The 17,583-nt window shown below is 46.2% G+C and carries 20 protein-coding genes; 15 read left to right on the forward strand and 5 right to left on the reverse strand.

The genetic code is table 11. The features are described 5' to 3' along the window. The first annotated feature begins 175 nt into the window (after positions 1 to 175). The 11 genes from BMZ56_RS22925 (at position 176) to BMZ56_RS22970 (ending at position 9,203) form a co-directional block, all read left to right on the forward strand. A complete protein-coding gene (locus tag BMZ56_RS22925) occupies positions 176 to 1,090 on the forward strand; it encodes an SDR family oxidoreductase (protein ID WP_245893370.1) in 915 nt (304 codons plus the stop codon). 27 nt (positions 1,091 to 1,117) lie between these two features. Continuing rightward, positions 1,118 to 1,312, forward strand: coding sequence for a hypothetical protein (locus tag BMZ56_RS25500; protein WP_143073004.1), 195 nt, complete (start codon positions 1,118 to 1,120; stop codon positions 1,310 to 1,312). Positions 1,313 to 1,604: 292 nt separating this feature from the next. Further along, positions 1,605 to 2,948, forward strand: coding sequence for an adenylosuccinate lyase (gene purB / locus BMZ56_RS22930; RefSeq protein WP_090631506.1), 1,344 nt, complete (start codon positions 1,605 to 1,607; stop codon positions 2,946 to 2,948). A 64-nt stretch (positions 2,949 to 3,012) separates the two neighbouring features. After that, complete coding sequence (locus BMZ56_RS22935) at positions 3,013 to 3,567, forward strand: NifU family protein (RefSeq protein WP_090631509.1); 555 nt, start codon at positions 3,013 to 3,015, stop codon at positions 3,565 to 3,567. Positions 3,568 to 3,570: 3 nt separating this feature from the next. Further along, positions 3,571 to 4,248, forward strand: coding sequence for an arylesterase (locus tag BMZ56_RS22940; RefSeq protein WP_090631511.1), 678 nt, complete (start codon positions 3,571 to 3,573; stop codon positions 4,246 to 4,248). Positions 4,249 to 4,305: 57 nt separating this feature from the next. Further along, on the forward strand, positions 4,306 to 5,151 hold the full coding sequence (locus BMZ56_RS22945; protein ID WP_090631514.1) for a transketolase: 846 nt from the start codon (positions 4,306 to 4,308) through the stop codon (positions 5,149 to 5,151). Between the two features lie 105 nt (positions 5,152 to 5,256). Beyond that, positions 5,257 to 6,210 (forward strand): transketolase family protein, encoded by a 954-nt coding sequence (locus BMZ56_RS22950; protein WP_090631517.1) that lies wholly within the window; start codon positions 5,257 to 5,259, stop codon positions 6,208 to 6,210. A 30-nt stretch (positions 6,211 to 6,240) separates the two neighbouring features. Next, positions 6,241 to 6,786 carry an RNA polymerase sigma factor gene (locus BMZ56_RS22955; RefSeq protein WP_090631520.1) on the forward strand — a complete coding sequence of 182 codons (546 nt, stop codon included), beginning with the start codon at positions 6,241 to 6,243 and terminating at the stop codon, positions 6,784 to 6,786. A 33-nt stretch (positions 6,787 to 6,819) separates the two neighbouring features. Further along, a complete protein-coding gene (locus tag BMZ56_RS22960; protein WP_090631523.1) occupies positions 6,820 to 7,524 on the forward strand; it encodes a hypothetical protein in 705 nt (234 codons plus the stop codon). A gap of 2 nt (positions 7,525 to 7,526) precedes the next feature. After that, positions 7,527 to 8,003, forward strand: a complete 477-nt coding sequence (locus BMZ56_RS22965) for a hypothetical protein (protein ID WP_090631526.1) — start codon at positions 7,527 to 7,529, stop codon at positions 8,001 to 8,003. Positions 8,004 to 8,015: 12 nt separating this feature from the next. Beyond that, positions 8,016 to 9,203, forward strand: coding sequence for an aspartate aminotransferase family protein (locus BMZ56_RS22970; RefSeq protein ID WP_090631796.1), 1,188 nt, complete (start codon positions 8,016 to 8,018; stop codon positions 9,201 to 9,203). A 3-nt stretch (positions 9,204 to 9,206) separates the two neighbouring features. Here the strand turns inward: BMZ56_RS22970 and BMZ56_RS22975 are convergent, their stop codons facing one another. Beyond that, positions 9,207 to 10,394 carry a class I SAM-dependent rRNA methyltransferase gene (locus BMZ56_RS22975; RefSeq protein WP_090631529.1) on the reverse strand — a complete coding sequence of 396 codons (1,188 nt, stop codon included), beginning with the start codon at positions 10,392 to 10,394 and terminating at the stop codon, positions 9,207 to 9,209. A gap of 270 nt (positions 10,395 to 10,664) precedes the next feature. Here BMZ56_RS22975 and BMZ56_RS22980 point away from each other — a divergent pair, with 270 nt between their 5' ends. Genes BMZ56_RS22980 through BMZ56_RS22990 form a run of 3 tightly spaced genes read left to right on the forward strand, consistent with a single transcriptional unit; the run spans position 10,665 to position 12,910 of the window. After that, positions 10,665 to 11,201, forward strand: coding sequence for an RNA polymerase sigma factor (locus tag BMZ56_RS22980; protein ID WP_090631531.1), 537 nt, complete (start codon positions 10,665 to 10,667; stop codon positions 11,199 to 11,201). A 19-nt stretch (positions 11,202 to 11,220) separates the two neighbouring features. Further along, on the forward strand, positions 11,221 to 11,775 hold the full coding sequence (locus tag BMZ56_RS22985; RefSeq protein ID WP_090631534.1) for a hypothetical protein: 555 nt from the start codon (positions 11,221 to 11,223) through the stop codon (positions 11,773 to 11,775). Then, positions 11,762 to 12,910 carry a DUF4097 family beta strand repeat-containing protein gene (locus BMZ56_RS22990; protein ID WP_090631537.1) on the forward strand — a complete coding sequence of 383 codons (1,149 nt, stop codon included), beginning with the start codon at positions 11,762 to 11,764 and terminating at the stop codon, positions 12,908 to 12,910. Before BMZ56_RS22985 ends, BMZ56_RS22990 begins: the two co-directional genes overlap by 14 nt. A gap of 17 nt (positions 12,911 to 12,927) precedes the next feature. Here the strand turns inward: BMZ56_RS22990 and BMZ56_RS22995 are convergent, their stop codons facing one another. After that, positions 12,928 to 13,896 carry a DUF8457 domain-containing protein gene (locus tag BMZ56_RS22995; RefSeq protein WP_143073005.1) on the reverse strand — a complete coding sequence of 323 codons (969 nt, stop codon included), beginning with the start codon at positions 13,894 to 13,896 and terminating at the stop codon, positions 12,928 to 12,930. A 140-nt stretch (positions 13,897 to 14,036) separates the two neighbouring features. On the opposite strand from BMZ56_RS22995, the gene BMZ56_RS23000 reads away from it, so the two are divergent. After that, positions 14,037 to 14,621 (forward strand): thymidine kinase, encoded by a 585-nt coding sequence (locus tag BMZ56_RS23000; protein WP_090631541.1) that lies wholly within the window; start codon positions 14,037 to 14,039, stop codon positions 14,619 to 14,621. A gap of 175 nt (positions 14,622 to 14,796) precedes the next feature. Here the strand turns inward: BMZ56_RS23000 and BMZ56_RS23005 are convergent, their stop codons facing one another. From BMZ56_RS23005 to BMZ56_RS23015, 3 genes are all read right to left on the reverse strand, one after another. Next, the gene (locus tag BMZ56_RS23005; protein ID WP_090631544.1) at positions 14,797 to 15,312 is read right to left on the reverse strand and encodes a glutathione peroxidase; all 516 of its coding nucleotides are present in this window, start codon (positions 15,310 to 15,312) and stop codon (positions 14,797 to 14,799) included. 33 nt (positions 15,313 to 15,345) lie between these two features. Further along, entirely contained in the window at positions 15,346 to 16,212 is an 867-nt protein-coding gene (locus tag BMZ56_RS23010; protein ID WP_090631548.1) for an N-acetylglucosamine kinase, read from the reverse strand. Positions 16,213 to 16,283: 71 nt separating this feature from the next. Beyond that, on the reverse strand, positions 16,284 to 17,582 hold the full coding sequence (locus tag BMZ56_RS23015; protein WP_090631550.1) for a TolC family protein: 1,299 nt from the start codon (positions 17,580 to 17,582) through the stop codon (positions 16,284 to 16,286). Position 17,583 lies beyond the last annotated feature (1 nt).

A 17,583-nucleotide genomic window follows, 5' to 3' on the forward strand; every position in this document is an offset into this window, starting at 1 on the left:
TACAAGGAGGCTGCCGTCTATTTCGATACTTTCTGATCGGTTTTTGCACATATTTTAACGAAAAGCTAGTAGTTAACTTGCATGCGGCAGCAAGATTAAACAAGAAACAAAATTGAAACCATCCATGGGCTCGATTGTTAGCTGAGAATGAAATTACAAAATAAAGAAACCCGTTATGACAAATAAAGAAATGGACAAAAACGGTCAGCAATCCATTGAGGATCCAACGGCCAAGTATCCCAAACCACCTTTTCCTCGGAAGCCACAAGAGGTTCCCGGAACTGAAGGAGCGATGGATCCAAAAGCCGACCATGGTGAACAATCGTACGTCGGCAAAAACAGGTTAGAAGGCAAGATAGCGATCATAACAGGCGGCGACTCCGGCATTGGTAAGGCAGTGGCAATTGCCTTTGCCCGGGAAGGAGCCGATATTTTGATCAGTTACCTAGATGATACGGAAGATCGGGATGCAGAAGATACGCTGAAATATGTTGAGGAAGCTGGCAGAAAAGCTGTACTGGTAAAGGGAGATATTAGTTCGGAAAAACACTGCCAGAAGATCGTCGAAACAGCCGTAAAAGAGTTTGGCAAAATCGATATTCTGATAAACAACGCTGCGTATCAAATGTCGCGTGAATCCTTGCAGGATATCCCGGCATGGGAATGGGAAAAGACATTTGCCGTTAATATACACAGCATGTTTTACCTTTGTAAAGCTGCCGAACCTCACATGCCTTCCGGCTCGAGCATCATCAACACTACTTCAGTAAATGCTTACGAACCTAACCCAACCCTGTTGCCTTATGCCGCAACCAAGGCGGCTATCCAGAATTTCACAGCAAACCTTAATCAGATTTTACTGGAACAAGGCAAAGGCATCCGCGTGAACGCCGTGGCACCGGGTCCGATCTGGACCCCACTGATTCCTTCAACTATACCTGATCACGAGCACTTTGGCGAAAACACACCGTTTGAACGACCGGGACAACCCGTGGAAGTAGCTCCGGCATATGTCTTCCTAGCTTCGGATGAAGCCAACTATATTTCGGGTGCCACGCTTCCGGTTACGGGCGGACGCCTCACCATTTAATATCATTATTCACATAAAAGCAATTGTATGAAAACGCTCAGATTAGTATTAGCCTGCGGATTATTAATTGGGATGGCTTCTTGTGGAAACCCTGGCCAGAACCGCGATTCCGATGGTGCCGACTCCGTGTTCTCCGACTCGGTTGCCCATGATACTGCAACATGGGGTGGTGATACGACCCCTACGACCACCGACTCACTGGGCAGCCCCTCACTTCCCTGACGATCTGGACTCCAGCTGCCCCAAGTCGATGACGTCCCCACAGTGTACCGCGAACAAACTGCGCTTACTTCGCCGCATCCGCACGGTATATGCACGTGATCCGTACCCCTTATGTACCTTTATAGGGATACGTAACTAGCGGATGGGATGAGGATATGCTCTTGTATACCGACCTTATCGCGGGGATGACGGGCAGCGTACGGGATACTTATAATGCGGTTGCCTTGACTTCGTATTCAGTATTTCGCATTTCGTCATCGAAATAGCTACCTTTGCGGAAAACGAATTTAGTATGACATTATCACCGCTCTTAGCTGTCTCCCCGGTAGATGGTCGCTACCATCAGGCGACGCACGAGTTAGCAGAATTTTTTTCAGAATATGCATTGATCAAATATCGTGTATTTGTCGAGGTCGAATATTTTATTAGCCTTTGCCATTCAAGCATTCAGCAGTTAGCCCATTTTGATGGCAGCCTTAACAAAAAGTTGCGAGCCATTTATCAACAGTTTTCGCTGGAAGATGCCCACTGGATCAAAGAAAAGGAAAAGGAAACCAATCACGACGTAAAGGCAGTAGAATACTTCCTTAAAGATAAATTCGAAGCCCTCGGTCTGACAGATTCCCTGGAATTTATTCATTTCGGGCTTACCTCGCAGGACATCAACAATACTGCCATACCGTATTCCTGGAAGGAAGCTACCACCCAGATATATATTCCGCAGTTGGAAAGCCTGATTTCCACCTTGGATCAATTGGCCCTCGAATGGGCCGAAATTCCGATGCTGGCGCGTACTCACGGGCAACCGGCGTCTCCCACCCGGCTGGGGAAAGAAATCCGGGTGTTTGTCGAGCGGTTGAACCATCAACTGCTGTCGTTTAAATCCATCCCCCACGCTGCAAAATTCGGCGGGGCTACCGGCAATTTCAATGCGCACAAAATAGCTTATCCGGATCAGGATTGGGTTGCCTTCGGCAATGCATTTGTAAACGAAACCCTTGGTTTGCACCGCTCACAGACGACCACACAAATTGAACATTACGATTATTTCGCGGCACAATGTGATGCGCTAAAGCGGATTAACAACATTTTGATCGATCTATGCAGGGATATCTGGACCTATATATCGATGGATTATTTCAAGCAGAAAATCACCAGGGGACAGATCGGTTCCTCCGCCATGCCACACAAAGTCAATCCCATCGATTTCGAAAATGCAGAAGGCAATTTGGGTATTGCCAATGCCCTGTATGAGCATTTGGCAGCAAAACTGCCGGTATCGCGTTTACAACGTGATCTGACGGATTCCACGGTATTGCGTAATATCGGCGTGCCCATGGCCCACACGCTAATCGCCATCAAATCTACGCTGCGGGGCTTAAAAAAATTGATCCTCAATGAGGCTGCGTTGAAAGCCGACCTGGAACAGAATTGGGCAGTGGTAGCGGAAGCCATTCAAACCATCCTTCGGCGGGAGGGATACCCCAAACCCTATGAAGCACTCAAAGAGCTAACGCGAACGAATGAGGCGATTACCGAAGCCACAATTGGAGCGTTTATCGAAACCCTGAATGTAAACGATGGAATCAAAGCAGAACTAAAAGCGATAACCCCCTGGAACTATACGGGTGTCTAACCTTTGACGATACGTTGACCCGAATGTTCCAGGAATATTGATATCTTTGTAAAAAAGACAGAAAATGGCTACGATTAACGTTTATACCGAATATACGCCAAATCCGGCAACCATGAAGTTTTTGGTCAACAAGTTATTGATCAACGGGAGTTTGGATTACCCCGATCGGGAAAAGGCGCAGGATTCTCCGTTTGCGCGGGAGCTCTTCAAATTCAACTTCGTTAATGGCGTATTTTTCGCCAGTAACTTTGTGACAATCACCAAAACAGACGATGCCGAATGGGAAGACATCGAAGGCATCCTGAAAGACTTTGTGAAGGGCGCCGTTGAATCCGAACTCAAAGTGCAGGAAATAGCTAGAGACGAGGACGTAAACTTCGAGGGTACAGAAACCGAAATCAAAATACAGCAGATTTTACACGATTATGTCCGTCCGGCGGTAGAACAGGATGGCGGCGCCATTCATTACAAATCATTTGAAGAAGGCACCGTCGTGGTTGAATTGCGTGGTTCTTGCAGCGGATGCCCCTCTTCCACCATCACACTTAAAGCGGGTATCGAAGGACTATTAAAGCGGATGGTACCGGAGGTACAGGAAGTTGTGGCAGAAGCAATGTAACTTATGTTGATCCGGTTATTTGCTGTTTTCGGGTTTTTCATTGCGGTAGCTTGCAATAATTCTTCTCGTACTGATGGGAACCGCCAATCGACCAAAGCGCAGCCGGATACAGCAGCTGTTCCATCGATAACCAAAAACATCTTATTTTTTGGCAATAGCCTAACCGCAGGGATGGGACTGGAAAGCCAGACACTAGCATTTCCAGGGATTATTCAGCATTGGATAGATTCATTAGATCTTCCCTATCGGGTAATAAACGCCGGCCTAAGCGGCGAAACCTCTGCAGCCGGCAACGAACGTATCGACTGGCTACTGAACGAAAAGATTGACATTTTTGTACTGGAATTAGGTGCCAATGATGGCTTGCGCGGAATACCAACCGAAGAAACTCAAAAGAATTTGCAGGGCATAATTGACAAAGTTACCACCAAGTACCCCGATTGCAAATTGGTATTAACAGGTATGATGATACCACCCAGTATGGGTGGGGACTACGGCAAAGCTTTCTCTGCTATTTTCCCCGCTTTAGCGCAAAAAAATAACATGGTCTATGTTCCGTTTCTGCTCGAAGGGGTAGCCGGTGAATCCGCATTAAACCAGCAGGACGGAATCCACCCAACTGCTGAAGGCCACAAAATCTTAGCTGAAAATGTTTGGCAGGAGTTAAAACCCCTGCTGTAGCACAGAGAAGTTGCCGTAAAATCTTAACTTTGCGCCAAATCGAATAACACCATTATAATGAACGAAGACATCACGAAATTAGAACAAATCGCATCGCAGGTCAGGCGAGACATCGTACGGATGGTCCATGCCTGCCAATCGGGGCATCCCGGTGGATCATTGGGCTGTACTGAATTTTTCGTCGCCCTGTATTTCAGCGCCATGGAGCGAAAAGAAAAGTTTGATATAGACGGCATAGGGGAAGACATCTTCTTTCTATCTAATGGACATATTTCGCCGGTATTCTACAGTACACTCGCCCGTGCCGGCTACTTCAACGTGAGCGAGTTGGCTACCTTCCGGCAAATCAATTCGCGTCTGCAAGGACACCCAACTACGCACGAAGGTTTACCTGGTATACGCGTGGCTTCTGGTTCCTTGGGTCAGGGACTCTCTGTAGCCATCGGCGCGGCGCGTGCAAAAAAACTCAATAACGACAACCATTTGGTGTATGCGTTGATGGGCGACGGTGAGCAACAGGAGGGACAAATCTGGGAAGCAGCTATGTACGCTCCATTTAATAAAATTGACAACCTCATTGCAACCATCGACTACAACGGACAACAAATCGATGGCGCCACTGAGCAGGTGTTGTCCTTGGGCAATCTCCGCGCAAAATGGGAAGCATTCGGTTGGGATGTTCTCGAAATGAATGGCAATGTGATGAGTGAAGTACTGGCAGGATTGGCGGAAGCCAAATCACGGACAGGAAAAGGTAAGCCCGTATTGATCCTGATGAAAACGGAAATGGGAAATGGGGTGGATTTTATGATGGGATCACACAAATGGCACGGTGTAGCCCCCAATGATGAACAGCTTGCTGCTGCCCTCGCTCAATTGGAAGAAACACTAGGAGATTATTGATTTTTGGTCAGCGATCGGAAATCAGCTATCAGAATCAGCTATTGGGAGTCAGCCGATTGCTGATAACAGACAGCTGACAGCCGATAACAGACAAATCTAAAAAAAATGAAAAAATACACGTATACAGATAAAAAAGATACCCGCTCTGGTTTTGGAGCCGGTTTATTGGAAGTGGGCCGAAAAAACGAAAATGTTGTGGCACTCTGCGCCGACCTAGTTGGTTCCCTCAAAATGAATGATTTCATCAAAGAATTTCCCGAACGCTTTTTTCAGATAGGCATCGCAGAAGCCAATATGATGGGCATTGCGGCTGGACTGACCATTGGAGGGAAAATTCCCTATACCGGTACGTTTGCCAATTTCTCTACGGGCCGTGTATATGATCAAATACGCCAATCCATCGCTTACTCCGACAAAAACGTAAAGATTTGCGCTTCGCACGCGGGCCTTACGCTGGGAGAAGACGGTGCAACGCACCAAATCCTGGAAGACATCGGACTGATGAAGATGTTGCCCGGCATGACGGTCATCAACCCGTGTGATTACAATCAAACAAAAGCAGCCACCATCGCCATTGCAGATCACCACGGTCCCGTGTACTTGCGCTTCGGCCGTCCGGTAGTTCCTATTTTTACCGATCCCGACCAAAAATTCGAAATCGGCAAGGCATGGATGGTAAACGAAGGTGCGGATGTAAGCATATTTGCTACGGGCCATTTGGTATGGGAAGCAATTCAAGCAGGAGAACAATTGGCAGAAATGGGAATCGATGCCGAAATCATCAACATTCATACCATTAAACCCCTTGATGAAGAAGCTATTTTAAAATCAGTAGCCAAAACAGGCTGTGTGGTTACAGCCGAGGAGCACAACCGGCTGGGTGGGCTTGGCGATAGCGTTGCTCAGGTATTAGCGAAAAATAATCCGACACCTCAGGAGTATGTAGCCGTAGACGATAGCTTTGGCGAAAGCGGCACACCTGCACAGCTGATGGAAAAATATGGCTTGAATGCGGCCAATATCATTGCAGCTGTTCAACGGGTAATCAAACGGAAATAAAAAAACCCAACGGGAGAAGCGCTATACAGGATGGAAGATGCCCAGATATTGGACAAATTTGCAGATAAGCGCACACGTGACGAGGCGTTTGCACTATTGCTAAAGAAATATCAGCAAAAAATCTATTGGCATGTGCGGCGCTTGGTCATTGACCACGATGATGCAGATGATCTGGTACAGGACATTTTTGTTAAAGTTTGGAAAAACCTGGAAAACTTCCGGGAAGATGCTCAACTGTATACGTGGCTTTATCGGATCGCAACCAATGAATGTATTACATTCCTGAATAAGAAAAAGCAACGGCAGAACGTATCGTTAGACGATGAAAACTCAGCCTATTTGGCCGACTCATTGACCGATACCAGTTATTTTAACGGCACACAAGCCCAGCTGAAATTGCAACAAGCACTACTTACGCTGCCCGAAAAACAGCGCATGGTGTTTAATATGAAATACTTCGATGATTTGAAATACGAAGAAATATCAGACATTGTAGGTACCAGTGTAGGTGCACTGAAAGCATCCTATCACTTAGCCGTAAAGAAAATAGCGCAATTTTTTGAAGCAAACGATTAAACCTTCACGTAACAAAAACATCTAAGGAGTACCATGGAGGAAAAACACACATATCGTCCCGCAGACACTCCGGACAAATTCCTGCCCGAAGTTTTACGTGTGAATCCGTATTCCGTCCCCGACGGCTATTTTGTGGACCTTCAGACATACACGCTGCAACGATGCAAGTTGACCGAAATAACGCAGGATACATGGACTGTACCCACAGGGTATTTCGATCAATTGGGCGATCGTATTTTTGCGAAAATTGAAGAACAACAGCTGAAAGAAACGATTAAAGGGGCAGGTTTCTCTACCCCCGATGGTTATTTTGATCAATTGGCAGAGCAGCTATTGTTCCAGCAGAAACTGAGTGAACATGCTGCCGAATCGGGTTTTACTGTTCCAGCATCCTATTTCGAATCCCTGCAAAATAACATTGCTCGCCGAACCCACCAAAGAAAAGACACGCCCATCCGAAAAATTAGTCGACTGAGGTGGATGGCGTATGCCGCCGCCTGTATTGCGCTGGCTGTGGGTATCCCCGGTATTGTTAAATTGGCTATTGAAAACCAGTCTGCAACTGCCAGCCATCTGGCATCGGTATCCGATCAGGAGATATTCAATTATTTGGAGCTTTACGGTACAGACGATGATGTAATGTACATTTCGGAGCAGCTCAATGACTTCGATGAGCGTGTTATTGGTGAGGGGATAAGTGAGGAGGATATTGAGGCATACCTTAATCATACGCTGTAGAAATGACCGCAATAAAACAACTGAGCTTTACCGCCGTGACGCTGCTATTTTCCATTGTTGCCGTAGCACAGGAAAGCAGGGCACAGCGTTTTGAGCGGATCGAAGCAGAGAAAATTGCTTTTATCACGAAGGAGCTCAACCTCACTCCCTCGGAGGCCCAGAAATTTTTCCCCGTATATAATCAGTATTTCAGGGAAATATCGACACTTAAGCGTGAAAGGCGTAGTAACCATAACCAGTCGAAATCCGCTCCAAATCTTCAAAGTCAGAAATTGCCAGGTACTAGTTTCAATCCCACCGGTCGGGATGTGCTTGCTTTTGATGCCAAGGAGTTAGAAGTGAAGAAAATCTACCGCAAACGCTTTTCAGAATTAATCGGCCCGGCCCGGGCATCGCGATTTTTTGAAGTAGAAGTGGAATTCCGTAATTACCTTCTTCGGGAATTGCAACATCGACGTCGCGATCGGGGCGATGAATAATTTGTCATGGCTATACTCAGTAATAGGCAGCTCTTCTTATTAAATACCGCTCAAACTTCTTATTCGCCTCGACTGATCGAAATCGAGCGAGCTGAAGGAGTATATTTATATGGGCCCAACGGCGAAAAATATATTGACCTAGTGTCTGGTTTTGCGGTGAGCAACATTGGCCACCGCCACCCTAAGGTGTTGGAGGCGTTATCCGAACAACTTGCCAAATACCTGCATGTGACCGTTTACGGTGAATTTGTACAGGCTCCACAGGTGCAATTTGCGTCAAAACTTCTCTCGCTACTTCCAGACCATCTCGATATCGTTTACTTCACCAACTCAGGCACCGAAGCTACCGAGGGTGCCATGAAAATCGCGAAGAAATATACGGGACGACGAGAGATTATTGCCGCGGAAAAAGCCTATCACGGAAGCACTCAAGGAGCATTAAGCCTAATGGGCAATCCGGAGTATCACCGGGCGTACGCTCCGCTCCTACCAGGAATCAGATTCATTCGATACAACACCGCCGAAGACATCAACCAAATTACCTCTACTACTGCGGCTGTCATCCTTGAAGCGGTGCAGGGTGAGGCTGGCATCCGCGTACCCGACAGTGCCTACATGCAGGCCATTCGCAAGCGTTGTGACGAGACGGGTGCGCTATTGATTTTTGACGAAATTCAGACTGGTTTCGGCCGCACCGGCGAACTTTTCGCCTTTACGCATTATGGCATTGTACCCGATATCCTATTGCTGGCCAAAGGCATGGGCGGCGGGATGCCCATTGGCGCCTTTGTTGCCAACAAGGCGGTAATGGATGTCATCAAGGACAACCCCATGCTGGGACATATCACAACGTTTGGGGGGCACCCGGTAAGCTGTGCAGCAGCGTTGGCATCGCTCAATGTAATCGTGGATAACCGGTTGACGGAGGATGTGCAACGAAAAGCCAACTTATTCCGGCAGCACCTGCAACACCCCCGAATCCGTGAAATCCGAGGTATCGGATTAATGCTTTGCCTGCAACTGGATAGCTTTATCCAAGTGGAAAAGGTTAGTAAATACTGTGCGGAACATGGTGTAATTGTCGATTGGTTTCTTCACTGCGATACCGCACTGCGCATTGCTCCCCCCTTAACCATCGACGATAACGAAATAGAAATAGCCTGTAAGGTAATACTCGATGGTATTACTTTCGCTGGTTAGTCCTCACACCACACGGCATAGCAGCCCCTTCAAATACTCTCCTTCCGGAAACGAAGCGCGTACAGGATGGTCTTCTGGTTGCGTAAACTGGCGAACAAATTGAATTTCCTTGCCAGCATCCAATGCAGCCCACGCCAATACTTGCTTAAACGTACCCACATCCATTGCGGCCGAACAGGAGAATGTAGCCAGCAAACCGCCTCGTTCCAATAAAAGCAACCCTCTCCGGTTCAAATCTTTATACGCACGTGCTGCTTTTTCGAGACCGGATCGAGAAGGTGCATATTTCGGCGGATCCAATACAATCATATCAAACCGCTGGCCGCTATCCGAAAATACACGGAGTTGTTTGTTGACATCCGCCTGTACGGCCACATGTTTGCTTTCATCAAAGCCGTTGAGGGTTACGTTCCGCTTCAATGTCTCCATCGCCAACGCTGAACTGTCAACACTCACAACCGACGCAGCGCCGTTAGCAAAAGCATTCAATGAAAAGCCACCTGAATAGCAAAAACAATCTAGTACCCGTTTACCTGCGGCATATCGCGCCGTAAATAAACGGTTATCTCGTTGATCGCAATAAAAACCAGATTTCTGCCCTGCCGCAATATTTACCTCGTAACGAATACCATTTTCCCTGATTTCCAGCCACTCGGGGGGAGTATCCCCGCAAAGCACTCCATTTGCCGCCGGCAATCCTTCGTGCATGCGAGCGTTGGCGTCACTGCGTTCGTAAATGCCTAGTGGACGCAACAATCGGTTTAATTCGTCCGTTATCACATGCTTGACCTTCTCGGCTCCTGCAGCATGGATCTGAACCGAAAGAAAATCTGCATATTTATCAACGATCAGTCCCGGGAGAAAATCTGCCTCAGCAAATATAAGGCGTACGGTATTCGTATCCGAAGATCGTAGCAGCGGCTGCCGGGTTTCCACGGCCCGCTGGATCCGTACGCGCCACCACTCTTCATCGGGGCGCCGATCACTGTCCCATTCGATCAGCCGGACGGCTACCCGTGACTGGCCATTATACAAACCGTAAGCCACAAATCCGTCCAAATGATCAACTACCTGTACTACTTCTCCGTTTTGGGGTCCCTCTCCGTCATCCACTACCGCACCGGAAAATATCCAGGGATGCCGCTGATGGGCTGCTTTAGCTTTGCCCTTTTTTAATTTAATTGTATGCATCTGCCGCAAACTTAGATAACTTGCCATTTATTAGCAAGTTATCGATCTCTCATCTGCCATAAAAAAACATCTACATAGATGAAACTTAGATAATTTGCCATTTATTAGCAAGTGATCGACCCGTCAGAAAAATACACTTTTGAATTTAGTTACTATTTTTTCAGGTATCATGCAACATGCCCCTAATCAGCCGCGTCTATTAGACAAGGAGATTGAGATCGACGGGTGGCGAGCGTAAATGTAATTTTGAACGTTAGACGAAGTACATAATTGGACACCTCATTCAATGACAAGCATTATGAATTGGTAATCGCCTGTAAACAAGGTGATCGACAGTCCCAATTCCGGCTATACAACCTATATGCAAAGGCGATGTACAATACCGCGTTGCGCATAGTACAGGATGAGGCGGAAGCCGCTGATGTATTACAGGAAGCGTTTGTGGATGCATTCACCCGGCTGGACAGCTTCCGTCAGGAAAGCACATTTGGGTTGTGGATGAAACAGATTGTTGTCAACAAGTCGATATCGGCACTACGAAAACGAAAATTAGCATTCCAACCCCTTGAAGATGGGGAACAACTGATCGACGAGACGGAGGAAGAGGATAGCCTAGAATGGCAAATCGAAGCCATCAAAGCTGCAATCAATCAATTGCCCGACGGCTATCGCCTGGTGCTTACCTTATACCTGCTCGAAGGATATGACCATGAGGAAATAGCACACATCCTCCGCATCAGTGAAGCAACGTCACGAAGTCAATTTCTTAGGGGAAAACGTAAATTGTTAGCTAATTTGAAAAACTGAACAAAATATAGAAGGAGCGATGAAAAGGGACTTGAAAAAATTTGTGACAGAAAACAGGACTGCATTTGATCACGTCCATCCACCGAAGGATCTTTGGCAACGGATTGCCAAGGAACTGGAAGAACGGGAAAAACCGATGGGTCAAGTCGCCGTCCGAAAAATGCTGATCCGGGTGCTCAAAGTCGCCGCGGTTACCTTTCTGATTGGAACAGCGGGCATCATGGTGTATTTCTATGGAAAGAAAAATGCATACGATGATTATCGTCGGATAAATCCGGATTTAGCGGCAGAGCAGCAGACGTATAGTCAACTGGTGACACAAAAAAAGGATTCGGTCGCCGTCATTGCGACGAACAACCCCATTCTGTATGGGGAGTTCTCAAAGACACTCGACCAAATGGAAGCCAACTATGAAATGCTTAAACAGGAATTTGCGAACAGCCCTAATAAGGAACTGACCTTGGAGGCGATGATCCGCAATCTACAGACGCAGATGGAAGTGCTTAGTCAACAGATGGAAATTTTGAATTATATTAACAAGAGTGAAAAACAGACCAAAAATGAACAGATTTAATACACCAACGATATGGATAGCTTTTCTTTGCATATGCACGCTGAACGTTGTTGCTCAGTCATCGGCACAAAAAGAAACCAAAGCTGCCTGGAACGACGCGCTGAGTGATATCAGGCAAATCGCTTCCCAACTTCCGGAAGACGTGAGCCAGTCAATAGCTTCCATTGATTTCAAACCGCTTCAACAGGAAGCGGCTCAAATAATAGCACAGGCTCCTTCACTGGACCCTTCCTCATTTTCCTTCCAAAAGGAAAAAGTCATTGAAAAGAACTATCCGGTCAACGGCAAACATAAACTTTCAATCGACAATCGCTACGGAAAGATAGCTGTACATAACTGGAATCGAAATGAAGTAAAAGTAACCGTCACGATACGTACCGCAGAAAATTCGGAAAGACGGGCTCAGGATGCCTTGGACCGGGTACGGGTCGACGAATCTACCTCGGGAAACACGATCTCGTTGAAGACAGACATCGGCTCTTCAGATTCCAACTGGTGGTCGTCGTTAACCAACGGATCCAATGATCGGGGACTTCGCATTGACTATGAAGTATACATGCCCAAGCGGAATGACCTGACCGTGGCCAATCAATACGGGCCGATTGAATTAGATGATCGTGATGGAAAAGTTACATTATCTGTAAGCTATGGCAGTCTACGGGCCGGTCGGCTGAATGCTACCGATAATTCGCTCTCTGTTGCCTATTCAAAGGCGGATATTGATTATTTACAAGAAGGTGATGTTTCCGTTCGGTATGGTGGATTCACGTTATCTGAAAGCGAACGGTTAACACTCTCAATCAGCTATAGCGGCGGGGACATAGGTCGGGTTAATCAGGAGGCAGACATTGCTATACGATACGGTTCACCTTTCAAAATGGGACTTGGCCCCGACATAAAAAAGGTAAATGTAGCCGCTTCCTATGCGAAAGTCAGCATCGAACCGTCAGCAGATGCAGCCTTTAATTTCAATGTGGCAATTAGTTACGGTGGATTTGACTACGACCATCGCCTAATTAGCCTTAGTACTAAATCTGAAAACCCAACTTCAAAAAGCTATACAGGGTATTGGAACAAATCCGTCAACAACTCCGTGAACATCAGCTCTCGTTACGGTGCAGTCAGTCTAAAATAGGTTAAGAAAGCAAAAGATTACCCAAATCTCTTTCGTAATACAGCATAAAGTTTATCCACTGCAACGGGTTTGTCCGCCCAGTTATTCTTCTTCGCGTAATTTGTTTGCAGGAACGTATCGGCAGATGTAAAATCGTCGTAACGATTGAGCAGTTCAATGGCTTCACTGTAGGCAAGGCTATAGCCATTGAATAAATCCTTGATAAACAACAACTTATCGTTAAGGCTGATAGCCGATTTGATATCTGTAACTCGTTCAGTGTCTCCGCGTTGTGCTGATAATAACGAATGAACGCCTGTTGCCTCTCCCTTCCGTTGTGCGGAAATACGTTCATTTAAAGACAGTGGTCTGGTTGGTCGGTCGGGTTCCCGCTCCACTTGCACTTCTTTATTTGCAATCGTTACCTCATTGACCACTTCCGTGACTTCTGTTTCCTTCGTATCACCGTTATCTTCCTTGCTTTCCGCATTCTCACGTGACGCCTCGTTTATTGACTCCTCTTCCTCTTTTTCTTCTTCACCATTAGTGCTACCCACGGATGGCGTTTCACCGGAAGGCTCCTCTTCTTCATAGCGCTCTTCGGCATCGTCGTCAATCGACGAAACAGGACTTTCCTCTACTTCCTTTGCTTCGGCATCTGTTTCGCCCCAAACGCTCTCCTCTGTCTCTATTTCTTCGGTTGCAGCGGCCGTTGCCTCCTCGGAAGCACTCACCTCGGCTATTTGGCCGGCATGCATTGCGTTTTCCTGCGCGGCATCTATGGCGGGTGTAAAGATTGCCTCACCTGATTCCGGCAGCGTGGAACCATCGCTCTTCAACAGTTTGTTATAGATGGTCACGTGTGCAGCGAAATAACTCACCGTAGCTTCAAAAAGATCCCCTTTTAAATCGTCTGCTACAGGATTATCCGCCAATTGGCCAAATTGATCGTTAATATCCGCTAGTAGTGTTGTGATTTTCTCTAAAATTTGCTGTTTTGTCGCCATATCCATTGAAAGGTTTTCTATTTAATACCTACAGCAATCCATTGCCCGGTAAAAAAGAATTAGCCAAAATTAACATTAAATTCTGATATTAGCAGCCCTCGAAGGCATTTATATTCACGTAAAAAAAAGAGAAACGCCCTATGTTATTTTCAGAAGATCGGCTAGTGCGTAAGGACGCCTCATATGGCAGCATCGAGGTCATCTGTGGTTCCATGTTTTCGGGTAAAACCGAAGAACTGATCCGGAGAATGCGCCGGGCACAATTGGCCAAACTCGGTATAGAGATCTTCAAACCGGCCCTCGACACGCGATATCAACAGGAAGCGATCATCTCTCATGACAGCAATCGTATTCCCTCAACATCCGTAGAAAGTTCCTCTGCCATCCTGCTATTGAGTAGTGGAACCAAAGTGGTCGGTATTGACGAAGCTCAGTTTTTTGACGAAGAATTACCTGATGTTTGTAATCAATTGGCCAACACCGGAATCCGCGTGATTGTAGCAGGGTTAGATATGGATTTCAAAGGACGCCCATTCGGACCCGTACCTGCACTGATGGCGATCGCGGAGCACGTCACGAAAGTACATGCCGTTTGTGTGCGTTGCGGAGCGCCCGCCAACTATTCGTATCGTATCGTCGAAGAAGAAAAACGGCTACTGCTTGGGCAAAAGGAGAGCTATGAACCCCGATGCCGCGCATGCTTCTATCAAGGGAAGAAAATTTAATTCAGAATTTAAAAATTTTTAATCAAACAATTTGATAAATTACAAACTATTGGCGACAATTATTCGTTATAGATATTAAACGGTCAAGAAGATTGGCCCGCAACAAAGATACTTTTTCATAATTAGGTTTATAATTGGTTAGTTTGAAAGCCTCCTGTCCATTAGGGGGCTTTTTTTATAGCTCGCTAATCAATTCCCTACTCATCGGCTCTACTTTACTCCGGAACCGGTGGATCAAATTACCCTGCTCATCGATCAGGAATTTCTCAAAATTCCAATTGATGTCGCCGGTAAAATCCGGATTTGAGGCGGTGGTAAGGTATTTAAATAACGGCGAAATGTCATCACCCGTCACACTGCTTTTTTCGGCCAATAAAAAAGTGACGCCGTAATTCTTTTCACAAAATCCCTGGATTTCCTCGTTGCTGCCGGGCTCCTGGCCACCGAAGTTGTTGGCTGGAAAACCAATGACCACGACCTTATCCGCATATTTTTCTGCCAACTCCTGCAAGCCGGCATATTGCTTGGTATATCCGCATTTGGATGCGGTATTGACAATCAATAGCTTTTTACCTTTAAATTGCGATAAATCCACTTTTTTCCCGTCAATGGACGTAATACTGAATTGATATACGTTTTCTGCCGGAGCTACCATCAACATAGTTGCCCATATTAAAAAAATTGATTTCATTTTTTTGCTTTTTTAGTTTGCCACATTTACTAACTACAGCTGTATTTCATAATTTTTTTCCCGTTGGATGATATAATGGAATAATTCTTCAATGGGACGCCTCAATACTTTTCCTATTTTCACCCCTTGTTGTTCGCACACCTCCCGTAGCTGTTCTATGAAGTAAAAAGCCACCGACCCCACAAAATGACATACGTAATCCCGATAATCAGGAAATAGCTTAATATTGGTATGCATAAACTCCTTAAATCCGGCTTTGATCAGCTCATCCACATAAGGGTGATCCATATGATCACTTAAGAATACGGTAAAAGACGCTAAATATGCATTCGGAAAAGCACGCTGATAGACATTTTTGATAACTATTTCTTTATTGATACGGTACTTCGCACGGAATGCCGCCATGAGATCAGCGGGCATTGTATCGTATAGAAATTTCGTTACCAATTGCTTTCCGAACCAAACACCGGAACCTTCGTCGCCCAACACATAACCAATCCCCTGCCGGGTAGGAAGCACCTCTTCACCGTCAAAGAAACTGACGTCTGATCCTGTACCTAACGTGGCAATATATCCTTTCCGGCTGCCACACGTTGCGTAAGCAGCTCCTACCAAATCGGTCTCCACAGAAATAAATGCATGTGTAAATAGCTGTGACAACGCATTTGAAACCATCTCCCGCCTGTCGGGGCTTGTACACCCCGAACCAAAAAAATAGACTTCAGTAACACGGTCTGCGTATGGTGTGATTTCCTCTGCATTTTGAATGACCTTAGCAATCTCTTTTTCATTTACGAAAAAAGGATTTAGCCCTTTAGTTGTAAATGCCAGCCGCTCACCATCCGGCAACGCCAGCATCCAGTCTGATTGGGAAGATCCACTATCTGCTACCAATATCATAAAATATAGCGTTTATGCGTTAGCTCCTTTGGGATATCAAACTTAAATAAAATTTAACAGAAAAACCAACTTCACTGCATCTTCAAGGTTCCGGCAATTTGATTTAAGGTGATCTCGGCCAACTTTGCTTGGTATTGTGCAGTACTAAACCGGGCACTGGCGTCTACAAAATTACGCTGTGCCTCACGGAATTCCAACGGGGCGATGCTTCCGAGCTTGAATTTTTCTAGAGTAATATCCATATTCTGCCGGGCGATATTTTTGTTCCGCTCTTCCAGCCGTACCAATTCGAGATTCATCAGGTATGTTTCGTAAGCCGCAAGCAACTGCGCCTCGATATTCTGCTTGATCTGGTCGACGGCTATCTCCGCGGCTTCCATCTCAAATTCGGCATTCCGTTCATTTCGCCGTTGCTGAAAACCGTTGAATATATTCATAGAAGCCGAAACACCGTAGCTGAACCCATTGCTTTTTGATTGCGTAGAAAACCCCAGTTGGGTACGGGACTGGGATCGGGTATAGGCCGACGAGAAGCCGACGACAGGATAACGTCCTCCTTTCACACGCTTCAACTCCAATTGAGCGATCCGATGATTAACGATCGCAGATTGCAACATTGGGTTCAGTTCCTTTGCTTGCTGATTCAATGCTTCATAGTGAAGATCATTGCCAATGATGATGGTATCGGCAACACTGAATACCGTGTTTACATCGCGAGCAAGCAGTTCATTGAGTTGTATTTGTGTACTTCTATACTGATCGCGCTGGCGCAGAAGATTGGTAGTATCTGTATTGAGATCCACACTCGCCGCCAGAACTTCCAGTTTGGAGGCTCTACCGATCTGATACCTGTTTTCAGCGGTTTGATACCGAAAGGCCGATAAATCCAGTGCAGTCTGCGTGGCATTTATCAGTTGCTGCTGCTGTACCAGATCAAAATAACTACTCACGACATTATAGACGGTGGCCAGTATAGCGGCTTTCAGATTCGCTTCGCCCAATGCTTTTAATTCTTTGAGCTGCTCATAACGGGCAAACATCTGCAAACCGTCAAAGATGGTCCAATCCAAACTCGCGCCATACGCCGATGAACGGGTTCTATTTCCGCGTACCGCCCGGGTTTCTCCGCTTAACAAGGTTTGCGTGGTGTTTTGAATACCCGCTGCTGACGATACATCCGCACTCACTGACGGCAACATGCCTGCATTTCCTATGTTCACGTTATTTTCAGCAATGGCCACATCTTTTGATACCAAACGAATATCAAAATTATTTGCTAACGCGATAGTGACTGCCTCTTCCAGGGTAAGTTCTTGTGCTATTCCCAAAAATGGGAACAGGTAACATGCAATAAAAATAAGTCTCTTCATA

The sequence above is a fragment of the Parapedobacter indicus genome (assembly GCF_900113765.1).
Taxonomy (GTDB): Bacteria; Bacteroidota; Bacteroidia; order Sphingobacteriales; family Sphingobacteriaceae; genus Parapedobacter; species Parapedobacter indicus.

Coding starts and splice junctions, on each gene's coding strand:
- BMZ56_RS22925 (WP_245893370.1), top strand. CDS start 176: ATGACAAATAAAGAAATGGACAAAAACGGTCAGCAATCCATTGAGGAT.
- BMZ56_RS25500 (WP_143073004.1), top strand. CDS start 1,118: ATGAAAACGCTCAGATTAGTATTAGCCTGCGGATTATTAATTGGGATG.
- purB (WP_090631506.1), top strand. CDS start 1,605: ATGACATTATCACCGCTCTTAGCTGTCTCCCCGGTAGATGGTCGCTAC.
- BMZ56_RS22935 (WP_090631509.1), top strand. CDS start 3,013: ATGGCTACGATTAACGTTTATACCGAATATACGCCAAATCCGGCAACC.
- BMZ56_RS22940 (WP_090631511.1), top strand. CDS start 3,571: ATGTTGATCCGGTTATTTGCTGTTTTCGGGTTTTTCATTGCGGTAGCT.
- BMZ56_RS22945 (WP_090631514.1), top strand. CDS start 4,306: ATGAACGAAGACATCACGAAATTAGAACAAATCGCATCGCAGGTCAGG.
- BMZ56_RS22950 (WP_090631517.1), top strand. CDS start 5,257: ATGAAAAAATACACGTATACAGATAAAAAAGATACCCGCTCTGGTTTT.
- BMZ56_RS22955 (WP_090631520.1), top strand. CDS start 6,241: ATGGAAGATGCCCAGATATTGGACAAATTTGCAGATAAGCGCACACGT.
- BMZ56_RS22960 (WP_090631523.1), top strand. CDS start 6,820: ATGGAGGAAAAACACACATATCGTCCCGCAGACACTCCGGACAAATTC.
- BMZ56_RS22965 (WP_090631526.1), top strand. CDS start 7,527: ATGACCGCAATAAAACAACTGAGCTTTACCGCCGTGACGCTGCTATTT.
- BMZ56_RS22975 (WP_090631529.1), bottom strand. CDS start 10,394: ATGCATACAATTAAATTAAAAAAGGGCAAAGCTAAAGCAGCCCATCAG.
- BMZ56_RS22985 (WP_090631534.1), top strand. CDS start 11,221: ATGAAAAGGGACTTGAAAAAATTTGTGACAGAAAACAGGACTGCATTT.
- BMZ56_RS22990 (WP_090631537.1), top strand. CDS start 11,762: ATGAACAGATTTAATACACCAACGATATGGATAGCTTTTCTTTGCATA.
- BMZ56_RS22995 (WP_143073005.1), bottom strand. CDS start 13,896: ATGGCGACAAAACAGCAAATTTTAGAGAAAATCACAACACTACTAGCG.
- BMZ56_RS23000 (WP_090631541.1), top strand. CDS start 14,037: ATGTTATTTTCAGAAGATCGGCTAGTGCGTAAGGACGCCTCATATGGC.
- BMZ56_RS23005 (WP_090631544.1), bottom strand. CDS start 15,312: ATGAAATCAATTTTTTTAATATGGGCAACTATGTTGATGGTAGCTCCG.
- BMZ56_RS23010 (WP_090631548.1), bottom strand. CDS start 16,212: ATGATATTGGTAGCAGATAGTGGATCTTCCCAATCAGACTGGATGCTG.
- BMZ56_RS23015 (WP_090631550.1), bottom strand. CDS start 17,582: ATGAAGAGACTTATTTTTATTGCATGTTACCTGTTCCCATTTTTGGGA.